We start from the raw sequence: 5,123 nt of genomic DNA on the forward strand, positions 1-5,123 counted from the left end.
GGTAATACCTCGAACCGGGGAGGGGCGGCGTACCGTGAACGACATGGCCACCGACGATGCCGTGACCGCTGCCGAAGCCGCCGCCGCCCTTCCCGGGTGGAGGGTCGTTCTCGACCAGATCCACCTGACCGTCGACTGCGGGGACTTCGACACCGCCGTGCGGTTCGTCAACGAGGTCGCCGCACTGGCGAACGAGGCGAACCACCACCCGGACGTCGAGGTGCGCTACAACCGCGTCCACGTGGCGGTGACCAGCCACGACGTGAAGAGCCTGTCCCGGCGGGACATCGCGCTCGGCCAGCGCATCACGCAGGTGGTCACCGACCTGGGGCTGACGCCGCAACCACACACGCTGACCACGGTCGAGATCGGCATCGACGCCCTCGACATCCCGAAGATCGTCCCATTCTGGGCGGCCGTGCTCGGCTACCGGATCCACGAGCAGGACGGCGAGGTCGACCTCGTCGATCCGATGGGGCTCGGCCCGTCGGTGTGGTTCCAACAGATGGATGCACCTCGGCCGCAACGCAATCGCCTCCACCTCGACGTGTGGGTGGCCGCCGACGAAGCGGAGCATCGTTTGGCCGCAGCCTTCGCCGCCGGTGGCACGCTCGTGCGCGACACCCGCGCGCCCTCGTTCTGGGTGCTCGCCGACCACGAGGGCAACGAGGCCTGCATCTGCACGTGGGAGAACCGCAGCGCCGACTGACCCGCGGCGCCGCCGAATAGCCCTCAGGCCAGCACACCCCGCATCGGCTGCAGCGCCACCGGCACGGGATACCCCGGCGCCGGATGCACCAGCATCCCGCGCTCCCACAGCAGGTCGAGGGTCGTGTCGAACACCTCACGCGCACCCGGCGCGGGCCCGATCTGCCCCACGACCGCCGCGAACAATGCCTCGACCGACACCGCCGACTCGGCCAACTCCCACACCAGCCCGGCCAACCCGTCGAGATGCACCGGCGTCGAGCCGACCAGCACAAGAATCCCCTCATCGGTACCGATCGCGTCGCGATACCGCCGCCGCACCACGGGTCGCGTGGCATCACGACGCTCCGCCTCACCGCGCTCCGCCTCACCACTGCTGGCCGGAGCGTCGTCGAGCCACCCCGGCCACGATCCGGCCGGCGGCGGCAGATGCGCCCAGTCGACACCGAGCGAACGACGCTCCGGCAAGGTCGTGATGAGCGAGACGCAGTCCTCGATCTCGGCGTACCGCAGCCGAAACGCGCCGGCGCCGTGTGTGACGGCCGCCGCCAACCTCGCCAGCGGCGCCGGCAGCGACGCGATCCCGCTCGTCTCCGGGATGATCGCCAGGCACGCCTCGATGACCCCGAGCGGTTCCAACACCGGCCGCCCCGGCTCACCATCGCGCGCCAGCACGACCACCGCGCCCAACTCCGCCTCCGGCAGGGTCGGACCCAGCCCGAGATCGTCGGGGGAGGGCTCGTCCTTGACCCAACGCTGCTCCCCATCGGGGATGAGCGAGGGTGGCTTCGGCCACGGCAGCACCCGCAGGTCGTCGGTCACCGCCACCGTCTCGTCGGACAGGTAACCCATGACCTGCCCCAACCGGCGCGACGCCGTCGACTTGCCCGTGCCCGTCGGCCCGGCCAGCATCACCGCCCGCCCGGAACGCAACTCCGCCAACCCGGCGGCGTGAACCATCAGCGCGAACCCGGTCTGGCGCGCAATGCTCGCCCGCGTCAGTGCCCGCGAGAGGTCGTACGACACACGCGCCGGGTCGGTCGAGACGAACGCGACCTTGTCCCGCTCGGGCAGGTCGCTCGGCGTGATCGAGGCGGAGTCTCGTGTCACGCGCATGGTGCGCACGGCCGGGTCCTCGCCCGGCACCGGCACGCCGTCAGGCCGCAGCACGGCCGGATCACAGCGCGACCACGCGTGTGCGAGCGCGGCCCGCTCGGCGTCGGGCAGCTCGCGCAGATCGACCCGCCAGGGGCACCCGAACGCCAGGACGTCCACGCTCTCCGGCACCACGAGCCGCCTTTCGTCGATGTCGCGCCTATCCTGCCACCACGCCGCGCGACTACCATCGGCCCCATGTCGCGACCCCATGCCGCCGCCCAGCTCGAAGACGCGTGGCACAACCAGTTGGTCGGCATGCTCGAACGCCGCGGCTGGGGCACCCGGGTGCTGGCGTACACCGGGTACGGCACGGGCGAGCACGTTCGCATCCTCGGTCGCGTGCTCATGACCCGGCGCCCCTACAACCCCGCGGCCGCACACGCCGGAGCGACGTGGCTCGAGTTGCGCAACGCCGACCGGGAGCGTCGTGGGTGGAAGTCGTTCTTCACCGCTCCGGCCGTGGGTGAGCCGGTCGAGGTGACCGCCGGTGATCGCACGGTCACGGCCTACACCGACCGCTCCGGCATCATCGACGTGATGATCACCGGCCACGGGCTCGAGGCCGGGTGGCACACCGTGACCCTGCGTTCCCCGCGCGCGGCCGATGCCACCGCGACGGTGCACATCGTCGGCGACGAGCAGACCTTCGGCATCGTCAGTGACATCGATGACACCGTCATCACGACGATGCTGCCGCGCCCGATGATCGCCGCGTGGAACACGTTCTTCAAGCACGAGTCGACGCGCAGCGCCGTGCCCGGGATGGCGACGTTCTACCGCGAACTGTTGGCGGTCAACCCCGGAGCGCCGATCGTCTACGTCTCGACCGGGGCGTGGAACACCGTGCCGCAGCTGATGCGTTTCTTCCGCCGTTCCGGGTACCCGATCGGCCCCCTGCTCATGACCGACTGGGGTCCGACGAACACCGGGTGGTTTCGGTCGGGGCAGGACCACAAACGCGCCTGCCTGCATCGCCTGGCGCGCGAGTTGCCGCAGGTCCAGTGGTTGCTCGTCGGGGACGACGGGCAGCACGACCCGTCGCTGTATGGCGAGTTCGCCGAGCAGCGGCCCGAGCGGGTGCGCGCCATCGCGATCCGCGAACTGACGCTGGCGCAGTCGGCATTGAGCCACGGTGTGGCGCCGGCCGAGTCGGTGCACGAGGCGCGCGTCGGCGGCGCTCCGGTCGTCAGCGCCGAGACCGGATATGCGCTGCTGCGCAAGGTGCGTGACGTGCTGGGGCTCCCCGCGCCGGCCGAGCCCGTGCTGCGCACGGAGCCGTGAGGGAGCGCCGTGCCTGAGTTGCCCGAGGTCCAGGCGCTCGTCGACTTCCTCTCCGACCGCTGCGTCGGCGAGCACGTCGCCCGCGTCGAACTCGCCTCCATCGCGGTGCTCAAGACGTTCGACCCGCCGGTCGACGCACTGGCCGGAGCGCCGATCGACGCGGTTCGTCGGCACGGCAAGTTCATCGACATCGACTGCGACGGAACGCACCTGGTGTTCCATTTGGCTCGCGCCGGATGGCTGCGCTGGTACGACGAGGTGCCCGCGAAGCCGCTGCGGCCGGGCAAGTCACCGGTCGCGCTGCGGGTGCGGTTGGCCAACGATTCGGGCTTCGACCTGACCGAGGCAGGCACGAAGAAGTCGCTCGCGGCCTACGTCGTGCGCGACGTCGCCGACGTGCCCGGGATCGCCGCGTTGGGGCCGGACCCGTTGGCCGACGAGTTCACGCTCGAGGCCTTCCGCGCCGTGCTGGCAGGCAAGAACGCGCAGGTCAAGGGCGTGCTACGGGACCAGTCGGTGATCGCTGGGGTGGGGAACGCGTACTCCGATGAGGTGTTGCACGTCGCGAAGATCTCGCCGTTCGCCATCGCCGCGAAGCTCGACGAGGCGACGGTGGAGCGTCTGTACACAGCCCTGCGCGAGACCTTGACCTCGGCGGTGGTGGCCGCCGCCGGCAAACCCGCGACCGACCTCAAGGACGCCAAGCGAGCCGGGATGCGCGTGCACGGCCGGACGGGCGAGCCGTGCCCCGAGTGCGGTGATGTCGTGCGGGAGGTCTCGTTCGCCGACTCGTCGTTGCAGTACTGCGCCACGTGCCAGACCGACGGAAAACCATTGGCGGACCGGCGGACGAGCAAGTTCCTCAAGTGAGTGCGGCAGGATGGGCCCATGACTGAAATGGGCCTGCAGGCGCCGACCGACCTCCCCGACGACGCCGTGATGATCGACGTGCGTGAACGTGATGAGTGGGACGCAGGCCACGCGCCGCAGGCGATCCACATTCCGCTCGGCGACCTGCCGGCGCGGCTGGGCGAGCTGCCCGAGACCGAGCCGCTGCCGCTGATCTGCCGCAGTGGTGGGCGTTCGGGGCGGGCCGGGCAGTGGCTGGCCGCGCAGGGCTACGACGTCGTCAATGTCGACGGTGGGATGAAGCAGTGGGCGGCCGACGGCAAGACGGTGGTCTCGGAGAACGGTGGCCCCGGCGTCGTCATCTGACGTGGCCTGAGCCGCGTAACCCTGACCACACCCTGAGTGGTCCCTGACCTTGTGGCGTTCGGGTGGCCGAGTCGCGTGATCACCGGTTGGATGGAGTCATGAGCACGCAAACATGGGGGCAGGGGTCTGCGGTCACTCTCGAGGCCGCCGAGCAACCCAACATCTCGAGATGGCTGTGGCTGGTCAAGTGGATCCTCCTGATCCCGCACTTCCTCGCGCTGTTCGTTCTGGCCGTGGGCGCGTTCTTCGTCTGGTGGTGGGCGTTCTTCGCGATCCTGTTCACCGGGCGATACCCGCAGACGGCGTTCACCTACATGCGCGGGGTGATGCGCTGGGCGTGGCGTGTGGACTACTACGGCTACCACGCGGCCGCCACCGACCAGTACCCGCCGTTCACCATGGATGACGTGCCGTCGTACCCGGCTCGGCTCGACGTGGCTTACCCGACGAAGCTCAACAACCTCATGCCGTTGGTCAAGTGGCTGCTGGCGATCCCGCACGTCATCATCCTGGCGATCATGTTCGGCTATTCGAACTCGTCCAGCGTGAACCGCGATGGTGAGGTCTTCTCGATCGGGCAGGACTGGCCCGGTGTGATCCCGATCGTCGTGTTCGTCATGTTGATCGTGGTGCTGTTCACGGGGAACTACGCGAAGAGCGTGTATGACTTCGTCGTTGGCTTCGACCGGTGGCAGTACCGAGTGGCGGCCTACATGCTGCTCATGACCGACGAGTACCCGCCGTTCCGCCTCGACCAGGGG

General features: G+C 69.5%; 6 protein-coding genes. 5 read left to right on the plus strand and 1 reads right to left on the minus strand.

All coding sequences use genetic code 11. From position 1 onward, the window contains the following. Positions 1-43 precede the first annotated feature (43 nt). The gene (locus tag KD1_RS09430) at positions 44-709 is read left to right on the plus strand and encodes a 4a-hydroxytetrahydrobiopterin dehydratase (RefSeq protein WP_068401003.1); all 666 of its coding nucleotides are present in this window, start codon (positions 44-46) and stop codon (positions 707-709) included. Between the two features lie 23 nt (positions 710-732). Here KD1_RS09430 and KD1_RS09435 read toward each other — a convergent pair whose 3' ends face one another. After that, on the minus strand, positions 733-1,995 hold the full coding sequence (locus KD1_RS09435; RefSeq protein WP_157073264.1) for a hypothetical protein: 1,263 nt from the start codon (positions 1,993-1,995) through the stop codon (positions 733-735). A gap of 66 nt (positions 1,996-2,061) precedes the next feature. Between KD1_RS09435 and KD1_RS09440 the strand changes: the two genes are divergently transcribed. From KD1_RS09440 to KD1_RS09455, 4 genes are all read left to right on the plus strand, one after another. Continuing rightward, complete coding sequence (locus tag KD1_RS09440; RefSeq protein WP_068400991.1) at positions 2,062-3,147, plus strand: App1 family protein phosphatidate phosphatase; 1,086 nt, start codon at positions 2,062-2,064, stop codon at positions 3,145-3,147. 9 nt (positions 3,148-3,156) lie between these two features. Further along, positions 3,157-4,017, plus strand: coding sequence for an Fpg/Nei family DNA glycosylase (locus KD1_RS09445; protein WP_068400995.1), 861 nt, complete (start codon positions 3,157-3,159; stop codon positions 4,015-4,017). 18 nt (positions 4,018-4,035) lie between these two features. Further along, positions 4,036-4,362 carry a rhodanese-like domain-containing protein gene (locus KD1_RS09450; RefSeq protein ID WP_157073265.1) on the plus strand — a complete coding sequence of 109 codons (327 nt, stop codon included), beginning with the start codon at positions 4,036-4,038 and terminating at the stop codon, positions 4,360-4,362. A 98-nt stretch (positions 4,363-4,460) separates the two neighbouring features. Then, positions 4,461-5,123: DUF4389 domain-containing protein (locus tag KD1_RS09455; RefSeq protein WP_068401000.1), on the plus strand; the 663-nt coding region annotated here is incomplete at its 3' end.

This window comes from Kribbia dieselivorans NBRC 106261, from assembly GCF_001552435.1.
Taxonomy (GTDB): Bacteria; Actinomycetota; Actinomycetes; order Actinomycetales; family Dermatophilaceae; genus Kribbia; species Kribbia dieselivorans.